We start from the raw sequence: 16,663 nt of genomic DNA, 5'->3' as shown, positions 1-16,663 counted from the left end.
CCCTGCCATGGACCGCGCCTCACCGCTCGCCACGGCCACCCCTGCGCCCAGCAGGGTCGGCGCGCCAATCCCGTGCCCGAGCCCGGCCCTCGGCAGGGCTGCACCGGCGCTGCGCCACGGGTCCGACAGGCCGGGACGGCGCGCCGGCAAGGTTCGCCGCCGCGGCGAGCCGCGACACGGTATCCGCGTCGAGATGGTGGCCGGGCGCCGTCGCCATCCGGCGCAGGTAGTCGGCCAGCCTCGGGCCGACGGCCTGCCCGGGTTCGAGGAGGATGCGCAGCGCCCGGAGCGCCGTGCCGCGCGGGTTCGGGTCTTCCTCCAGGTTGATGTCGACCGTGCCGTGACCCAGCCAGGCCGCGAACCGCGGGCCGTGGTGAACCCGGTGGCAGCCGCACAGGTACAGCACGGCGTCCCGGTCGAAGAAGGTCGTGTGGACGAGGTCGGCCAGGCGCGTCGCGCGGACGTGGCCGGTGCGCACCGCCCAGGTGGAGGGGAGGGCCCAGACGTTGTAGGAGTGCCGGCGGCCGGCGATCCGGTACCCGCCGAAACGGTTGCGCACGGCGCGGCCGTCGCGCAGCAGCTCCGCCAGGCGCCCCGGCGCGGTGTCCACGACGAGGTCCACGTCCGACCCGAACGCGTCGGCCCCGCCCCAGGCGATGTCGCGGGGCATGCCCCCGAAGATGGCGACCTCGCCGGCCTGGCCCAGGTGGCCGATCAGGTCCGCGATCTCGTCGCCGCCACGGGCCTCGTCCGCGAGGAAGGCCCGCATCCGCCGGCCCAGCTCGGCCCCGTCCCGGGCGCGCCTGCCCGGGTCAGCCATGGTGCCGCCCCAGGTCGTCGCGCAGCGATACCGCGAAGGTATCGGTCATGCCCGAGATCATGTCGGTGATGAGTTGCAACTCCCGGTAGCGCATCGGCATCCGGTTGCCCGGAGCCTCGGCGACCCGCCGGTAGTTCTCCGAGATCCGGGAGTAGACGTAGGCCGGCAGGGCCTCGCGATCCGACCTCAGGTCGTCCGGGTCCTTGCGCTCGACCACGGCCGTCCAGAACATGTCCATGAGCTCGTGGAGCGTGCGGTGGCCGGCGAGCTCGACCTCAAGGACGCTGCGGTGGCGGTAGACGTGGAACTTCGCGAAGCGCTTGAGCGAGGTCCACAGCACGACGGCGTCCGAGGCCGCCATCAACTCCCTGTCGAACGCGCCGGCCATGATGGCGTCCCGGTTGGCGACGAAGGCCCCGACGGCCGCCCGGACCATCGTCCCGATGGCGTCGACGCGGAACATCTGCATCGAGATGTCGTCGAGTTCCCCGGGCGAGAGTCCCTCGTCGCGGAAGTCGGCATGGTAGCGCTCCGCCCGCTCGCAGACCCCGAGGGTGACCTCGTCGTCGCAGGCATCGTGGCGCAGCCACGCCGTCAGCACGTTGAAGTTGATCAGGTTCTTCTTGGCGGCGTCCTCGACGTCCACGACCGAGTAGGCGATGTCGTCGCAAGCCTCCATCACGAAGGTCAGCGGATGCCGCACGCCCTGGCGCAGCCCGGTCTCCGCCCAGACCTCCGCGGCGATGCCGGCCTCGGACTGGAAGAAGTTGAACTTCTTCCGGGCATGGGACGACTTGTCGACCGCGTCCGAGGGCACGGGGTACTTCATCAGGGCCGCCAGGAAGGCGTAGGTCATGTTGAGCCCGAAATCGTCGTTCAGGATCTGCAGCCGGGTCAGCAAGCGGAACGCCTGCGCGTTGCCCTCGAACGCCAGGAAGTCCCGGCGCATCGGCTCGGTCAGGCCCGGCGCGTCGAAGATCGCGAAGGAGCCCGGCTCCTCCGAACGGGGTGTCGCGTGACGCTTCATCCAGGTCTGGATCGCGGTCTCGCCCTGGTGCCCGAAAGGCGGGTTGCCGAGGTCGTGGGCGAGCCCGATGGCCTCCAGCAGGGCCGGCACGTTGCGCAGGGGCTCGACCGACGCCGGGAAGCCGAGCGCCTCGCCGTGGACGAAGGCCAGGGTGGTCCCCATGCTCCGCGCCATGTTCGCCACCTCGTGGCTGTGGGTCAGCCGCGTGCGGACGCTGTCGTTGCGCTCCAGCGGGAAGACCTGCGTCTTGTCCTGGAGGCGCCGCACCGGGGTGGAGAACAGGATGCGGTCGTGATCGCGTTCGTGCTGGGTCCGATCCTCGCCCAGCCTCGGTTCGTGCGCCTTCCCGCCGGGCCTCGGCTTGCGACGCCGGGAATTCAGAAGGGCCGTCCAGTCGAGTTGCTCGCCCATCCTCGGTCCTGTCCCCGCGGCGACGCCGGCTCCGCCGCCTCCCACAACCGCATGACGCATGGTCTACGTTCCGGCTCTCCCGCCCGTCACGTCCGATTCCGGCCGTTGTCCACGGATTCGTTTCCGCATGGTGCCGGCCCGCGTCGCAAGAGGGTAGGGCACCCGGACCGGAAAGGGAACATTGCGGGAACGATGGCGGCGGCGCTGAGGGGCGGCCGGGCAGGCATGCGGCCTCGCACGGATGCCGTCGGCAGCGGTCCCGTACGCCTGACGCGGGCGCCGGCGGCCTCCTCTATGCCCGCCGGATCGCGGGAAGGGCGACGCGTCAGCTTGGCTGAACGGCCCGGCCCCCGTGTCGGTACGGATCAAGCCGGTCGAGAAGTGGCAGGCCTTCCGCCCGGTGGTTGGCGTCGCGGATCGGTGCGCCGTAGGGTCGACGGTGTCATGAAGAACGCTTCGACCGCTGCCTATCCCGACCGGTCCGACATCCTTGCTCGGAAAGCGGAAGGGCGCCGCGAGCTCGCCGCCCTGACCTTCGGCGAGAAGATCGCTCGGATGGAGGCCCTGCGCGACCGCCTCGCGCCGATCCGCGCCGCGCGCGAAGCTCGCTTGAGGCGCGCCTCCCTACGTTCCTGACCCGCCGTCGTTCCGTCCCCGGGTTGGGGACGGCGAGGTCCGGATCCCGCGCCGGCGGCCACGAAGCTGACCCGCTCCGCGCGAACGACGCCCTGCCTCGGCGGCTGCCTCTGCCGCCGCGCGGGCGCCTGCGCGCTCGCCCGGCTCAACCGATCCGCCCGAGCGCGGGGAAGGCCTCCAGGATGAGGGCGGCCACGGCGGTCATGCGGTCGGTGATCATCAGCAGACCCATCGCCACCATGACGCCGCCGCCGACCACCTGAAGGGCACGGCCGAACCAGCGCAGGGTCCGAAGGCGCGCGACGAAGCCGGACAGGAACAGGGCCGCGGCCACGAACGGCACGCCGAGGCCGAGCGAGTAGACGGTGAGCAGGGCGACGCCCTTGCCCGAGGCCGAGGAGGCCGTGACCGCCAGGATGGCGCCGAGGACGGGACCGATGCAGGGGGTCCATCCGAAGGCGAAGGCCGTTCCGAGGAGATAGGCGGCGACCGGCCCTCGCCCCGGCGGATCGCCGTGCCAGCGCAGCTCGCGCTGCAGCCAGGCGGGCCGCAGCAGACCGGCCGTGAACAGGCCGAACAGGATCACGAGGAGGCCCGAGGCGAGGTTCAGCGCCTCGCGATGGGCGAGCAGGGCGAAGCCGAGCGCGCTCGCCCCCGCGCCGAACGCGACGAAGACGGTCGTGAACCCGAGCACGAAGCAGAGGCTCAGGCCGAGCGTGCGCAGGCTGTCGCGCCCGCCGGCAGCCGACTGGCCCGCGACGTAGGACACGTAGCCCGGGACGAGGGGCAGCACGCAGGGCGACAGGAACGACACGGCGCCGGCCGCGAAGGCCGCCACGAAGCCCACGCTTGAGGCGTCGATGGCCATGGTCTCAGGCCCGGCGCAGGGATGAAGGCAGGCTCGTCACTCCCGCCCGTCCCCCGCCGCGGCGAAGGTCTTGCGGGGGCGCTGGCGCTCCGCCTCGGTCCCGCCGGGCCCCGGCGGCTTGCGTGCCGCCGCACCCCGGACCGGCTCGCGCTGTCCGGCAAGGGCAACCGGGCCCGAGGCCGGCATCGCGACCTCGCGCGGCCCTGCGGCCAGGGCCTCGGGGCGGCTCACCTCGCCGAGCCCGTTTCCCATCGCCATCATGGTCTCGCGGAAAGCCCGGTGCTGGCCACCGTCCTCGTACACCAGCCGGACGGCCGGCGTCCCGCTCGCCACGAGGGCGGCGACCTGCCGCTCGTCGTCCGCCTGCTTCCGCGCGACCGCGCCGGCCGTGGCCTCGTCGCCGCCGGCATCGAACACGTAGCGACCGCCCGCGGCGCCGACGACCGGCTCGGCCCACGTCACCTCGAAGCGGTCGGACCCCTCCTTGAGGTTCCTCCAGAACGCGACGTTCGGATCCTGCCGATGCCGGGCCAGGTTCTCCGGGGTCATGCGGAACGGATAGGATTGGAACTGGACGGCACGCTGCCCGCCCGCGAAGGCCTCGCGCACCACGGCATAGAGCTCCGAGATCGCCTCGTCCGTCATCGCGAAGCAGCCCCGCGACGAGCAGGAGCCGTGCACCATCAGGTGCGCGCCCGTGCGTCCCAGGGAGCGGTCGTACTCGTTCGGGTACCCGAGGTCGAACGAGAGATAGAGGCTCGAATTCGGGTTCAGGGACGCGGGCGTGACCGCGTAGAAGCCCTCCGGCGCCTGCCGGTCCCCCTCCCGGGTCTTGGGCCCGAGCTGGCCCGACCAGCGGCACATCGGATAGGTCTTCAGGAGGGCGTACCTGCCGTCCGCGCCGCGCTTCCAGAGCTCGATCTCGGATTCCTTCTTGTAGGCCCGCATCAGGATCGGGTCGGCCGCCGAGACCCCCTTGGTCGACATCAGGGCCAGGGTCGCGGGCGGGATCGGCGCGAGGTGGCGCGTCGAGGCCGCGTACTGGCCGTCCTGGCAGGCGGACAGCGCCAGGAGGAGGGCCAGACCGAGCGTCGTCGTCTTCAGCATGTCGGCCTCGCTGGGGTGGGCGCACGAGCCTGGGCCCGAAGGGTTGATGCCAGGTTGTCGTGGCCGTGGTTCGGCGGAATCGGGCCCCTCATGGGACTGGTTCCCCGGCACCGGGATGGCTCCGTCGCGCGGAAAGGCCTTCGAGGAGCAGCAGGACGACGCCGGCGGAAATCCAGGTGTCGGCCAGGTTGAAGGTGAACCAGCGAATGCCGCCGGTGTGCAGGTCGAGGAAGTCGGTGACGGCGCCGTCGATGAGCCGGTCGAGGAAGTTTCCAGCCGCCCCGCCGGCGATCGCGGCGAGCCCGAGACGTTCGAGCGTGCCCGTCGTAGCCAGCGCCCAGGCAATGACGAGGCAGGTGAGCGTACCCTGGAGGGCGAGGAGCAGCGCGAGGGAGGACGGATCGTGCGCCGCGAACAGGCTGAAGCTGATGCCCCGGTTGAACGACAGGCTCAGGTCGACGAAGGGCACGAAGCCCCGGGGCACGCCCTCGGTCAGCCACGCCTCGGCCACCGCCTTCGCGCCGAGGTCGATGGCCGTGGAGGCGAGGATGACCACGGCCACGGTCGCCATGCGGCCGGCCCAGCCTGACGAAGAGCTCATCAGGCCCTCAGAAGACGCAGCGCGTTGGCCGTCACCAGGACGGTCGCGCCGGTGTCGGCCAGGATGGCGGGCCAGAGGCCGGTGATGCCGGCGATGGTCGTCACCAGGAACACCGCCTTCAGGCCGAGCGCGATGGCGACGTTCTGGCGGATGTTGCCCAGGGTCGCCCGGGACAGCGAGACCAGCGCGGCCACGTCGCCGACGCGGTCGTTCAGCACCGCCGCGTCCGCCGTCTCCAGGGCCGCGTCGGTGCCGCCGCCCATCGCGATGCCGACGCTGGCGGCGGCCAAGGCCGGGGCGTCGTTGATGCCGTCGCCGACCATGGCGACCGGGCCCCTCTCCTTCAGGGCCGCGATCTCGGCGAGCTTGTCCTGGGGCAGGAGCTCGGCCTTCACGTCGAGGCCGAGCTCGGACGCGACCGCCCCGCCCGTGCGGCGGTTGTCGCCGGTCAGCATCACGCTGTGCACGCCGAGCTTCCGCAGGGCCGCGATGCCGGCGGCCGCGTCGGCGCGGGGCTCGTCCCGGACCGCGATGGCGCCCAGGGCCTCGGCGCCGCGGACGACGATGACCACCGTCTTGCCGCCGGCCTCCAGCTCCGCGACGGCGCGGTCCGCCTCGGGGCCGAGCCGCGCGCTCTCGGCGGCGTGGCGCGGGGAGGCGACGAGCACCGTCTGGCCCATCACCGTGGCCTGCACCGCCCTGCCGGGGATGGCGCGGGCGTCCCGCGTCGGCCGCAGCGGCACCCCGTCCGTGTTCGCCCGGTCGAGGATGGCCCGGGCGATGGGGTGGCTGCTTCCGCTCTCGACCGCGGCGGCCAACCCGAGAAGCGACCGCTCCGACGCGTCCGGGGCGAGGGCCAGGATGTCGGTGACCCGCGGCCGCCCCGCCGTCAGCGTCCCGGTCTTGTCGAACGCGACCGTGCGCACCCGCCCGATGACCTCCAGCGCGGCGCCCCCCTTCACGAGCAGCCCGCGCCGCGCTCCGGCGGCCAGCCCGGACGCGATGGCGGCCGGGGTCGAGAGCACCAGCGCGCAGGGGCAGGCGATCAGGAGGAGCGCCAGGCCCCGATAGACCCAGGTGCCCCAGTCGGCGCCGAGCAGCAGCGGCGGCACGATTGCGACCGCGGCGGCGAACGCGAAGGCGATGGGCGTGTAGACCGCGCTGAACCGGTCGATGAAGCGCGCCGTGGGCGACTTCGAGGCCTGCGCCTCCTCGACGAGGTGCAGGATGCGGGCGACCGTGTTGTCGGCCGCCGTCTTGGTGACCCGGACCTGCAGCGCGCCGTCGGCGTTGACGCTGCCCGCGAAGACCGGGTCGCCGACCTCCTTGGGCTTCGGGACCGACTCGCCGGTGATGGGGGACTCGTCGAGGCTCGACGCGCCGTCGGTGATCACGCCGTCGGCGGGCACGCGGTCGCCCGGCCTCACGACGACGACCTGCCCGATGGCCAGCGACGCCGCGGGCACCTCGCGGATGGCGCCGTCGGGCCCGTCGACGAGGCGGGCGGTCTTCGGCACCAGGGCGGCGAGCGCCTTGATCCCGGCGCGCGCCCGGCCCGCCGCCACGACCTCCAGCATCTCGCCGACCGTGAAGAGCAGCACGACGATGGCGGCCTCCTCGGCGGCGTGGATGGCGAGCGCCCCCGCGGTCGCGACCGACATCAGCATCTCGATGGAGAAGGGCGTGCCGGCGAACGCCGCCAGGACCGCCCGGCGGCCGTAATAGGCGAGCCCGACGAGCGCGCCCGGCCAGTAGGCGTACTCGCCCGCCAGGCCCGGCGCGATCCGCTCGACGAGGAAGCCGGCGGCGAACAGGGCGCCGATGAGGATGCCCAGCAGCGCCTTCCGGCTCCGCCAGAGCGGCGGCTCGGGCTCTTCCGCGCTCTCGGCGGGCGGGGCGCCGCCCGAGGCTTGCGCCCTGGCCAGGTCCGCGGCCGTGGGGAGCGGCGCGACGCCGTAGCCCAGGCGCTCGATGCGCCCCTCCAAGTCGGTCCTCGGCGTCGCGGCCTCGTCGAGCGCGAGGTCGAGGATTTGGCTGCCGTAGTTCACGCGCACGTCCGCGACGCCCGGCAGCCGGGAGACGGCGGTCTCGATCTTCCCGGCGCAGGTCGGGCAGTCCATGCCCCTGACCCTGTAGCGCAGGGCCTGCGCGCCGGGGGCGGACGGGGACAGGGTGTCCGCGGGGGCGGCCTGGTTCATGCTGCGCTCCGTTCGTCCGAGCCCTGGACCGGACCGGGACGGGTGCCTACATGCACCCTGTAGTCACTGCAGGGTCAAGCCGTGAGCAAAACCGCGTCCATGACCATCGGCAGGCTCGCGGAGGCAACGCAGACCCGCGTCGAGACGGTGCGGTGGTACGAGAAGGTCGGGTTGCTGCCCCCGCCGGCGCGGTCGAGCGGGAACTACCGGCTCTACGGGCCCGAGCACCTGCGCCGGCTGAGCTTCATCCGGCGGAGCCGCACCCTCGGGTTCACGGTGGAGCAGATCCGGGACTTGTTGGCGCTCTCCGACGACCGGGAGCGCTCGTGCACCGAGGTCGACATCATCGCCCGCGCCCACCTCGCCGACGTGGAGCGCAAGCTGGCCGACCTGGCCCGGCTCGCCGCGGAACTGCGCGAGGTCATCGGCCAGTGCGGCTGCGGGTCGGTCGCGGACTGCCGCATCATCGAGGCCCTCTCGCCGATGGTCGACCCCGCCTGAGGGACGTGCGGCTGGCTCCGCAGGCGACGCAAGGGGCATCAGCTCCCGTCTCTCGAACGGCCCTTGGCCGCGAACCCGCAGCACGCCACGGCGGGGGGGGGGGGCGACCGTGGCCATCGCCCGGACGGCGGCCCTGGCGCGACGGTGAGGGCCCGCATCCTCCGCTGCCAGCACAGCCGCGCCTTGTCTCATCACCTCACCTCGCCGACGATGATGCAATGTTCCACCGCGGCGCGCATCGAGATCCCGAACACAACGATCGTCCGGACAACTCACTCAAGCCTGAGCAGTGTATGAGCGAGCACGCAATGCGAGCGTCCGGGATGCCATATAACGGCCGAACATCGATGGAAGGCGCGCACGAACGAACCGGCGCCTGGTCTTCAATTGCGGAACTTCGGGAGGACGCCGCGAACCCCGACAGCGGATAGCTGCCGCGACATGGCGTGGATGATCGACGCGGGTCCGGCCGCGCTGTGGCGAGCTTCCAGCTTCACCTCAAGGCCGCGCAGCCCCACGGCCAACTCAAGTGCTTGCAGCGACCTCGTGATCTCCTCGAACCGCGCTCTCGCGTCGGACCAGCCTTGCGCGAAGCCGAACAGCTCGCGCAGGGCCGGCGCGATCTCCTTGAAGGCTGCCAGCGCCGCGACCAGGGCGTCGAGCGAGAGGCGGCCCTGGACGAAGCCACGCCGCCGGAAGCGTCAGCAGCGAGAGCAGCACGAGGCGCAGCTGGAAGCGCAGCGTCGCCCGCGGGACGTCGCGCTCAAGGCTCCGCCGCTCCGGGCTTCCGGCGCCGCGACGGCGCTGCCGTCCGCGCAGCCAGCGCCAGCCGAGGCGGAGCGCCAGCCTTCCCGTCCAGGCCGGCGCCACGACGAGAACGAGGACCGAGACGAGCTCAATCCACCCAGGGCCGTGGGGCTGATCCAGGCCGGTGACCCGGTGGATCAGGTCGTGGACGACGGGCGCGAACAAGGGGCTCCGAGGTGGGACGCTTCAACCGAGCCGGGTCGCCCGCAGGCGCAGGGCGTTGCCGATCACGCTGACCGAAGACAGCGCCATGGCGGCGGCGGCGATGACGGGCGAGAGCAGGATGCCGAGGAACGGGTAGAGGACGCCCGCCGCCATCGGCACGCCGGCCGCGTTGTAGACGAAGGCGAAGAACAGGTTCTGGCGGATGTTGCCCATCACCGCCTTCGACAGCCGCCGCGCCCGCACGATGCCGAGGAGGTCGCCCTTGAGCAGGGTCAGCCCAGCGCTCTCGATGGCCACGTCGGTGCCGGTGCCCATGGCGATGCCGACGTCGGCGGCGGCGAGCGCGGGAGCGTCGTTGACGCCGTCGCCGGCCATCGCCACGACCTGGCCGGCCGCCTTGTGCCGCTCGACCACGGCGGCCTTCTGGTCGGGCAGCACCTCCGCCTCGACCTCCTCGATCCCGAGGCGGCGCGCCACCGCCTCTGCGGTCGTCCGATTGTCGCCGGTCAGCATCACGACCCGGATGCCCTCGGCCCGGAGCGCGGCGAGCGCCTCGGGCGTCGTGACCTTGACAGGGTCGGCGATCGCGATGACGCCGGCCACGCGCCCGTCGACGGCCGCGAAGATCGCGGTCGCCCCATCTCGCCTCAGGTCGTCCGCCTCGGCCGCGTAAGTCGACACCTCCACCCCCTGCTCGCGCAGGAAGGCGGCGTTGCCGAGCGCCACCCGGCGCCCCTCGACGGTGCCGAGCGCGCCCTTGCCGGTCGGGCTGTCGAAATCCGCCACGGGAGCCAGGCCGATCCCGCGCTCCTCGGCCGCCTTCACGATGGCGAGGGCGAGCGGGTGCTCGCTCGCCCGCTCGACGCTCGCCGAGAGGCGCAGCACGCTGGCCTCGTCGAAGCCGGTCGCCGCCGCCACCCGCGTCACCGCTGGCTTGCCCTCGGTCAGCGTGCCGGTCTTGTCGACCACCAGCGTGGTGACCTTCTCCATGCGCTCCAGCGCCTCGGCGTTCTTGACGAGCACCCCGGCCCCGGCGCCGCGGCCAACGCCGACCATGATCGACATCGGCGTGGCGAGGCCGAGCGCGCAGGGGCAGGCGATGATGAGCACTGCGACAGCCGCCAGCAGCGCGAAGGTGAAGCGCGGCTCCGGCCCGAACGCCATCCAGGCGATGAAGGCCAGCGCCGCCACGCCGATGACCGCCGGCACGAACCAGCCGGCGACCTGGTCGGCGAGACGCTGGATAGGCGCGCGAGAGCGCTGGGCCTCGGCCACCATCTGGACGATGCGGGCCAGCATGGTGTCGCGCCCGACCTTGGTCGCCTCGATGACGAGGGCGCCGGACTGATTGAGGCTGCCGCCGATGACGGAGGTGCCGACCTCCTTGGTGACGGGCATCGATTCCCCGGTCACGAGGCTCTCGTCGACGGAGCTGCGGCCCTCCACGACGGCACCGTCGACCGGCACCTTTTCGCCGGGGCGGACGCGAAGGCGGTCGCCAACGCCGATGGCGTCAAGTTGCACCTCCTCGTCCGTCCCGTCGGGCCGGATGCGGCGGGCCGTCTTCGGCGCGAGGTCGAGCAGCGCGCGGAGCGCCCCGCCCGTGCTCTCGCGGGCCCGGAGCTCCAGGACCTGCCCGAGGAGCACCAGCACCGTGATGACCGCGGCCGCCTCGAAGTAGGCCGGCACCGCCCCGCCGTGACCGCGCAGCGCCTGCGGGAAGAGTCCGGGCGCAACGGTGGCGACGACGCTGTAGGCCCAGGCCACCCCGGTGCCCATCGCGATCAGGGTGAACATGTTGAGGTTGCGGCTGCGCACCGACGCCCAGGCGCGCACGAAGAACGGCCAGCCTCCCCAGAGCACGACCGGGGTCGCGAGGACGAACTGGACCCAGTTCGAATTCTGCTGGCCGAGGAGGTCGAGCAGGCCAGTCAGGTGGCCGCCCATCTCCAGCGCGAACACCGGCAGGGTCAGCGTGAGCCCGATCCAGAACCGCCGGGTCATGTCGACGAGTTCCTCGCTCGGACCCTTGTCGGCGCCGACCAGCACCGGCTCCAAGGCCATGCCGCAGATCGGACACGCCCCTGGGCCGAGCTGCCGGATCTCGGGGTGCATCGGGCAGGTGTAGATCGTGCCCTCGGGCACCGGGTCGGCCTTCTTCGCGGCCCGGCCGGGGTCGACGTAGCGGACCGGGTCGGCCTCGAACTTGGTCCGGCAGCCGTTCGAGCAGAAGTAGTAGGGGTGCCCGTCGTGCTCGGCCCGGTGCTTCGTCGCATGCGGGTCGACCATCATCCCGCAGACCGGGTCCTTCACGCGGAAGGCGCCGTCCTCGCTCTCCGTGACGCCGGCATGGTGGCCGTGGTCGTGGCCGTGTGCGTGCCCGTGCTCGGCATGGCCGTGGCCTCCTGGGGCAGGATCGTGTCCCTGTGGCGCGTCGCTCATGACCGCTCCTTCCGCATGGCCGAGCGGGCGCCGCCGGGCCGCAAGCGACCCGACGACAGCCGGCGGCTTACTGGTTGCCTTCCGTCTTGGCGTTCTTGTCGAGCCAGGCGACGAGCTCCTTGATGCTCTTCTCCTGCTCCTCGATTGTCTTTTCGGCGAGGCGCTTGCTCTCGGCGTTGTCGGCGCCCTTCAGCCCGGCGCGGGCCATGTCGATGGCGCCTTGGTGGTGCGGGATCATCGCGCAGATCCAGGCGACGTCGGGGTCGCCCGCCATCATCCCCTGCATCATCGGGCCGTTCATCGACATCATGGCCTGCTGGAGACCCTTCTGGGTCTCGGTCATCTGGCCGCCCATGCCCTGCATGGCCTGGGACATGTGCCCCTGCATGTCCTTCATCATGGCGTCCTTGCCGGCGGTGGCCGCCTTGCAGGCCTCCGGCAGCTTCACGGCGGACTGCATCGAGCCATGGTCGTGGTCGGCCGCGAGAGCCATCCCGGCGCCCGGGAGCGCCAGGGCCGCGGCGAGAATCAGGGTACGAACAAGCATGATTGCCTTCTCTCGTTGGGGGTGAGGAGCGGCCCGGTCGGCCGCCCCGGATCCATCAGGCGGCCATCTTCCGGCAGCTCTCGGCGCAGCGGCGGCACTGCTCGACGCATTGCTGCATGTCGCCGACCTGCTCGCAGCTGCGGGCGCAGTCCTCGCAGACGTCGGCGCACTCGGCGCAGGTATGCTTGTGGTGTGCGGTCCCCAACAGCATGAAGTGCGCCGAGGTCCGGCAGATTTCGGCGCAGGCGAGCATCAGCCGGAAGTGTTCGGGCTCGACGTGCTTGCCGCCGGCCGGGAGGCAGTGGTTCGAGGCCATGCTGAGGCAGGTCTGGTAGCAGCGTAGGCACTCGTCGATGCAGGACTGCATCTCGCTCGACATCTGGTGCATTCAGGTTCTCCGTCTATCCATCGCAAGGTTTGCGGCACGACTGGAATGCTGACTCAGTATCAGATAAGTCAGACCGTCATTACCCTAATATAGAACTCACGGGATACAGATGCGTTCTGAAATAAATACTCTGAAGCATCACGTATTCGGGAGGGCCGCCTGCGCGCGGACGCGACCGCTCAGTTGGTGCCGCGCTTCCTGAGGAAGGCCTCCATCTGGGCGATCTCAACGTCCTGAGCCTTGATGATCTCCTCAGCCAGCTTCCGGATCTCGGGGTCCTTGGAATGCTGGAGGGCGACCTTGGCCATCCCGACGGCGCCCTTGTGGTGGGGAATCATGCCGCGCACGAAATCGACGTCGACGTCGTTCGAGTAGCGGATGTCCATGTTCCGGTGCATCTCGGCATCGACGTCCCGGAACGCCTTCGTGGCCGGCGTGTCCGCTTTGTCCGCGGCAGCCATGGCGGCGTGGTCGTGACCGCCATGGCTGGCATGGTCGTGGGCCTCGTGCGCTAAGGCGATGCCCGAGAGGCCGAGGGCCAGGGCTCCGGCGGCGAGGGTCGAGGTCAGGGTCTTCATCGAGGAGGCTTCCTGGTGCGAGGGGTCAGTTGAACTTGCCGCTGGCGGTCGCGCCGTCGGGACCAGTGAGTTGCACGGCCCCCTTGGGGCTTTCGCCGAGGGCGACCGCGGCCCTGCCGGACAGGCGGTTGCCGTCGGCGGGCTCCAGGGGGACGCGGGTCGGCTTGCCGCCGACGACGAGGATGGCCGTGCCCTTGAAGCCGGAGGTCGGGACCGGCTTCTGGCCCTCGTCCAACAGGAACACGTCGACGGTCTCGCCTTTGGTGACGAGCTCGACGTGGAACTTGCCCGCGTCCGCCACCCGGCCGCCGTGCTGGCCGGTGGTCTCGTGGGCGTAGGCGGCGGTCGCGGCGAGCAGGCCGGCGGCCAGGGTCACTCTCGAAAGGATCATGGGGAACTCCTCGGTTGCGGGGTCAGTAGGCCTCGGCCGGCCGCGGGGGCGCGCCGTCCGGGGATGGGTAGGCCGGCGCCTCGGCGTGCAGCGCACGCAGCCGCTCAAGCGGCCTGCGGCCGAAGCGCAGGAACAGGACGGGGGTCAGGAAGGTGTCGAGCAACGTCGCGCTGATCAGGCCGCCGAAGATCGTCACCGCGACCGGGTGCAGGATCTCCTTGCCCGGGCTCGCCGCGTCGTAGAGCAGCGGCAACAGCGCCACGCCGGCCGAGAGCGCCGTCATCAGCACCGGGGTCAGCCGTTCCAGACTGCCGCGCACGACGAGTTCGGGCCCGAACGGCACGCCCTCGTGCAGCGACAGGTTCAGGTAGTGGCTGATCTTGAGGATGCCGTTGCGGGCCGCGATGCCGGTCAGCGTGATGAAGCCGATCATCGACGCGACCGAGAGCGGCTGCCCGACCAGCCACAGGGCCGCCACCGAGCCGATCAGGGCGAGCGGCACGTTGCCCATGATGATGAGCGCCAGCGCGGCCGAGCGGTAGCGGCTGTAGAGGATGGCGAAGACCAGCGCCAAGGACAGGCCGGAGAGCGCCGCGATGGTCCGGCTCGCCTCCTCCTGCGCCTGGAAGGTGCCCTCCAGGCTGGTGAAGAAGCCGGGCGGCATCGGCTCCTGGGCCACCGCCTCGCGGATCGCCGCCACGATCGTGGCCATGTCGCTCTCGGCCGTGGTGTTGGCCTGGACCACGATGCGGCGGCGGGCGTTCTCGCGCAGGATCTGGTTCGGCCCGTCCGTCTCGCGGATGTCCGCGACCTGGCGCGCCGGCACCCAGCCCGAGGGCGTCTCCAGCAGCAGGTCACCGAGGCCAGCCGTCGTCCGCCGGTTCTCCGACAGGCGCAGCACCACGTCGAAGCGGCGCACGCCGTCGACGACCGTCGAGACCACCCGCCCGTTCGAGAGGCGGCTGATCTGCTCGACGACCGCGGCGGGCTGGACCCCGTAGAGGGCCGCCCGGGTGTAGTCGACGCGCACCTCCAGCTGCGGGATGCGGACCTGCCGCTCGACCTGCAGGTCGGCGAGCCCCGGGATCTTGGCGAGGCGGTCCCTCAGGCCGTTCGCCACCCGGCGCAGGGCGTCGAGGTCGTCGCCGAACACCTTGAGCGCGATCTCAGCGCGGACGCCCGAGAGCATGTGGTCGAGCCGGTGCGAGATCGGCTGGCCGACGTTGACCGCCACCGGCAGGGCACCGAGGCGCCCGCGGATGTCGGCGACGAGCGCCTGCTTCGGACGCTTCAGCCCATCGTCCAGGGCGACGTCGATCTCGGAGGAATGCACCCCCTCGGCGTGTTCGTCGAGCTCGGCCCGGCCGGTCCGGCGGCCGACCGCCTTCACGCCCGGAATCTCCAGGAGCAGTTTTTCCGCGATCAGCCCGACCCGGTTGCTCTCGGCGAGCGAGATGCCCGGGTTGAAGGTCATGCTGACCGTGAACGAGCCCTCGTTGAACGGCGGCAGGAAGGCGCGCGGCAAGTTCCAGGCGGCGATGCCGGCGGCGGCCACCGCGGCCGCGACGGTGCCGACCAGCAGGCCCTTATGCCGGAAAGCCACCCGCAGCAGGGCGGCGTTGCCGCGCTTGAGCAGCTTCAGCAAGCGGCTGTCGTGCTCCTCCAGGTTCCGGAGCCCCGGCAGCAGCCAGGACGCCAGCACGGGCGTCAGGGTGATGGAGGTGAGCAGGCTCGCCAGGATGGAGATGATGTAGGCCTGCCCCAGGGGCGCGAAGAGCCGGCCCTCGATGCCTGAGAGCGCGAACAGCGGCACGAAGACCAGGATGATGATCAGCGTCGCGTAGACGATGCCGGAGCGGACCTCGTTCGAGGCCGAGACCACCACCTCGAAGGTGCTCCTAGGGTTGCCCGCCTTCCGATTCTCGCCGAGCCGTCGGTAGATGTTCTCGACGTCCACGACGGCGTCGTCGACGAGCTCGCCGATGGCGATGGCGAGCCCCCCGAGCGTCATCGTGTTGATGGACAGGCCGAACAGGTGGAACACCAGAGCGGTCGTCAGCACCGAAACCGGGATGGCCAGCAGCGAGATCGCGGTGGTGCGCACGTTCAAGAGGAAGGCGAACAGCACCAGGGCCACCACCAGCACGGCCTCGACGAGGACGCGCTCGACGTTGCGGATCGAAGTCTCGATGAAGTCGGCCTGCCGGAACAAGACCTGGTCGGCCTTGATGCCGCCGGGCAGGGTCGGGTTGAGTTCCTTCAGGGCGGTCTCGATGCTGCGGGTCAGCCGCACCGTGTCGACGTCGGGCTGCTTCTCGACCGAGACGATGACCGCGGGCTTGGCCATGTAGCCGGCATCGCCCCGCTTCACCTTCGCGGCGAAGGACACCTCGGCGAGTTGGCGCAGGTAGACCGGGGCGTCGGCGACCGTGGCGACCACGAGGTTGCGCAGGTCGTCGAGGCTCATGGTCCGGCCGATGTTCCGGATCAGGTACTCGCGGGCGTTCTGGTCGGTGAAGCCGCCGCCGGCGTTGGTGCCGAACTGCGCGAGCGCCGTCTCCAGCTGGGCGTTCGTCACCCCGAGCGCGCGCATCGCCGCCGGGTTTGGGCTGACCCGGAACTGGCGCACCTCGCCCCCGATGGGGATGACCTGCGCCACGCCCGGGATGGTCAGCAGCCGGGGCCGGATGGTGAAGTCGGCGACCTCGCGCACCTGCATCGGGGTCGCGGTCTCGCCCGTCACCGCCACCAGCAGGATCTGGCCCATGATGGACGAGATCGGCCCCATGACCGGGGTCACGCCGCGGGGCAGCTGGTCCTGCACCAGCGACAGCCGCTCGGCAACCTGCTGGCGATTGCGGTAGATGTCGGTGCCCCAGTCGAACTCGACGTAGGTGATCGAGAGCCCGACCCCCGAGACCGAGCGCACGCGGGTGACACCCGGCAACCCGTTCATCCGGGTCTCGATGGGATAGGTGACGAGCTGCTCGACCTCCTGAGGCGCGTACCCTTCCGCCTCGGTCATGACGGTGACGGTGGGCTTGTTGAGGTCCGGGAAGACGTCGACCGGCAGCTTGGTGGCGGTGAAGGCGCCGTACAGCACCAGCACCGCGGCGAGCGCGAGGACGAGCAGGCGGTTGCGGACCGACTGGCTGACGAGGACGGTGAACATGGCC

14 protein-coding genes are annotated in these 16,663 nt (G+C 71.5%); 2 read left to right on the top strand and 12 right to left on the bottom strand.

Translation table 11 applies throughout. The features are described 5' to 3' along the window. Nucleotides 1–19 precede the first annotated feature (19 nt). On the bottom strand, nucleotides 20–820 hold the full coding sequence (locus MFF21_RS07335) for a hypothetical protein (RefSeq protein ID WP_238310507.1): 801 nt from the start codon (nucleotides 818–820) through the stop codon (nucleotides 20–22). Further along, complete coding sequence (dgt, locus tag MFF21_RS07330) at nucleotides 813–2,258, bottom strand: dGTP triphosphohydrolase (protein WP_012752937.1); 1,446 nt, start codon at nucleotides 2,256–2,258, stop codon at nucleotides 813–815. Before dgt ends, MFF21_RS07335 begins: the two co-directional genes overlap by 8 nt. Nucleotides 2,259–2,702: 444 nt before the next feature. Here dgt and MFF21_RS07325 point away from each other — a divergent pair, with 444 nt between their 5' ends. Then, the gene (locus MFF21_RS07325; RefSeq protein ID WP_009861980.1) at nucleotides 2,703–2,894 is read left to right on the top strand and encodes a hypothetical protein; all 192 of its coding nucleotides are present in this window, start codon (nucleotides 2,703–2,705) and stop codon (nucleotides 2,892–2,894) included. A gap of 145 nt (nucleotides 2,895–3,039) precedes the next feature. Here MFF21_RS07325 and MFF21_RS07320 read toward each other — a convergent pair whose 3' ends face one another. The 4 genes from MFF21_RS07320 to MFF21_RS07305 all read right to left on the bottom strand — a co-directional run bounded on the left by MFF21_RS07320 (nucleotide 3,040) and on the right by MFF21_RS07305 (nucleotide 7,668). After that, nucleotides 3,040–3,762 carry a cytochrome c biogenesis CcdA family protein gene (locus tag MFF21_RS07320; RefSeq protein ID WP_012752938.1) on the bottom strand — a complete coding sequence of 241 codons (723 nt, stop codon included), beginning with the start codon at nucleotides 3,760–3,762 and terminating at the stop codon, nucleotides 3,040–3,042. 36 nt (nucleotides 3,763–3,798) lie between these two features. Next, nucleotides 3,799–4,869 (bottom strand): L,D-transpeptidase family protein, encoded by a 1,071-nt coding sequence (locus tag MFF21_RS07315; protein WP_012752939.1) that lies wholly within the window; start codon nucleotides 4,867–4,869, stop codon nucleotides 3,799–3,801. 88 nt (nucleotides 4,870–4,957) lie between these two features. Further along, nucleotides 4,958–5,470, bottom strand: coding sequence for a signal peptidase II (gene lspA, locus MFF21_RS07310; RefSeq protein WP_009864915.1), 513 nt, complete (start codon nucleotides 5,468–5,470; stop codon nucleotides 4,958–4,960). Then, nucleotides 5,470–7,668, bottom strand: a complete 2,199-nt coding sequence (locus MFF21_RS07305) for a heavy metal translocating P-type ATPase (protein WP_012752941.1) — start codon at nucleotides 7,666–7,668, stop codon at nucleotides 5,470–5,472. Before MFF21_RS07305 ends, lspA begins: the two co-directional genes overlap by 1 nt. 99 nt (nucleotides 7,669–7,767) lie before the next feature. Between MFF21_RS07305 and MFF21_RS07300 the strand changes: the two genes are divergently transcribed. Further along, a complete protein-coding gene (locus tag MFF21_RS07300) occupies nucleotides 7,768–8,169 on the top strand; it encodes a MerR family transcriptional regulator (protein WP_012752942.1) in 402 nt (133 codons plus the stop codon). Nucleotides 8,170–9,162: 993 nt separating this feature from the next. Here the strand turns inward: MFF21_RS07300 and MFF21_RS07295 are convergent. From MFF21_RS07295 to MFF21_RS07270, 6 genes are all read right to left on the bottom strand, one after another. Beyond that, complete coding sequence (locus MFF21_RS07295) at nucleotides 9,163–11,583, bottom strand: heavy metal translocating P-type ATPase (RefSeq protein WP_012752944.1); 2,421 nt, start codon at nucleotides 11,581–11,583, stop codon at nucleotides 9,163–9,165. Between the two features lie 67 nt (nucleotides 11,584–11,650). Next, on the bottom strand, nucleotides 11,651–12,130 hold the full coding sequence (locus MFF21_RS07290) for a DUF305 domain-containing protein (RefSeq protein WP_009865581.1): 480 nt from the start codon (nucleotides 12,128–12,130) through the stop codon (nucleotides 11,651–11,653). A gap of 55 nt (nucleotides 12,131–12,185) precedes the next feature. Beyond that, complete coding sequence (locus MFF21_RS07285; protein WP_009865580.1) at nucleotides 12,186–12,518, bottom strand: four-helix bundle copper-binding protein; 333 nt, start codon at nucleotides 12,516–12,518, stop codon at nucleotides 12,186–12,188. A gap of 179 nt (nucleotides 12,519–12,697) precedes the next feature. Continuing rightward, nucleotides 12,698–13,096, bottom strand: a complete 399-nt coding sequence (copM, locus tag MFF21_RS07280) for a CopM family metallochaperone (RefSeq protein WP_012752945.1) — start codon at nucleotides 13,094–13,096, stop codon at nucleotides 12,698–12,700. Between the two features lie 25 nt (nucleotides 13,097–13,121). Further along, entirely contained in the window at nucleotides 13,122–13,487 is a 366-nt protein-coding gene (locus MFF21_RS07275) for a hypothetical protein (RefSeq protein WP_142583006.1), read from the bottom strand. 22 nt (nucleotides 13,488–13,509) lie between these two features. Further along, a complete protein-coding gene (locus tag MFF21_RS07270; RefSeq protein WP_012752947.1) occupies nucleotides 13,510–16,659 on the bottom strand; it encodes an efflux RND transporter permease subunit in 3,150 nt (1,049 codons plus the stop codon). Nucleotides 16,660–16,663 lie beyond the last annotated feature (4 nt).

This window comes from Methylobacterium organophilum (genome assembly GCF_022179465.1).
In the GTDB taxonomy this organism is placed as follows: Bacteria; Pseudomonadota; Alphaproteobacteria; order Rhizobiales; family Beijerinckiaceae; genus Methylobacterium; species Methylobacterium organophilum.
Note: the sequence above shows the minus strand (reverse complement) of the source record. Positions and strands in the feature narration are given on the sequence as shown.